We start from the raw sequence: 1216 nt of genomic DNA on the forward strand, positions 1-1216 counted from the left end.
CGCCGCCCGGGCGGCGGGACCGCCGGGACGGCTGTCTGATCGAGTACGGCGAGGGGCGGGGTACGGGCCACACGGCTCGCACCCCGCCCCTTCGTCATGGCCGGCCGTGACATTTGTACTGCCGGAGTCCGTACGTACGCCTCTGCCCGCGGCGGCGCTCCGCTCCTAACGTCGTAGACATGACACAGACGCGATCCGCCCGGCGCGGGCGACGGTTCCCGTTCCCTACCCTGGAGCGTCGTCCCGCCGACCGGCCGGGCGCGGTGGAGCGGGAGAGGCCGAAGGGCACGGACATGACGTGGTGGGCGCGGCGGCGGCGCTCGGCGAGGTGTACGCGGGGTGCCGGCCACGCGGGGCCCCCGCCGACCGGCTTCGCACTGCTGCCCTGGCTGCTGATGGGGCTGGGCTCGTTCTCCAACCTGCTCCAGGGCAAGGCGGAGAACCCGTGGATCGGCGGCCTGGGCCTGCTCGTCTTCAACTCCCTGTACGTCTACGTCACGTTCCGCGCCTTCGACCGCGAGAAGCGTCAGTCCCTGTCGACCCGGCTGGCCCTGCTGGCCATGGGCCTGGTGACCACGGGGCTCGCGGTCGGCTACGGCGGCAACTGGCTGCTGTTCTTCCCGCTGCTCGGCCTCGCCACCGGCGCCACCCTGCGCGGCCGGCACCTCGGCAGGACCGGCCTGCTGCTCGCGGCGTACGCGGCGGTCCTCGCGGGTCTGCGCGAAGGCTGGCGGGAGGCGCCGAACATCGGGTACGCGACCTTCCTGTCCTGCATGGTCACGGCGGCGATCCTCAGCCTGTCGGAGGCGGTGCGCGAACTGCGGGCCGCGCGCGAGGAGCTGGCACGGCGGGCGGTGGAGAAGGAACGGCTGCGCTTCTCCCGCGATCTGCACGACCTGCTGGGCCACACCCTGTCGGTGATCGTGGTGAAGTCCGAGGCCGCGCGGCGGCTGGCCGGACGCGATCTGGACGCGGCGCTGGCCCAGATCGGGGACATCGAGTCGGTGGGCCGGCAGGCGCTGACCGAGATCCGGGAGGCGGTGACCGGTTACCGCGAGGGCAGCCTGTCCACCGAGCTGACCCGCGCCCGCTCGGCACTGGCGGCGGCGAGCGTGGAGCCGGTGGTACGGCAGTCGGGGGCGCCGCTGGCCCCGCAGACCGAGGCGCTGCTCGGCTGGGTGGTGCGCGAGGCGGTGACCAACGTGGTCCGGCACAG

Annotated in this window: 1 protein-coding gene; it reads left to right on the top strand. The window is 73.8% G+C overall.

The features are described from left to right. Positions 1 to 293 precede the first annotated feature (293 nt). On the top strand, positions 294 to 1216 hold a 923-nt coding region (locus tag CCN33_RS28320), incomplete at its 3' end, for a sensor histidine kinase (RefSeq protein WP_086696269.1).

This window comes from Streptomyces recifensis (assembly GCF_002154615.1).
GTDB lineage: Bacteria > Actinomycetota > Actinomycetes > Streptomycetales > Streptomycetaceae > Streptomyces > Streptomyces griseoluteus.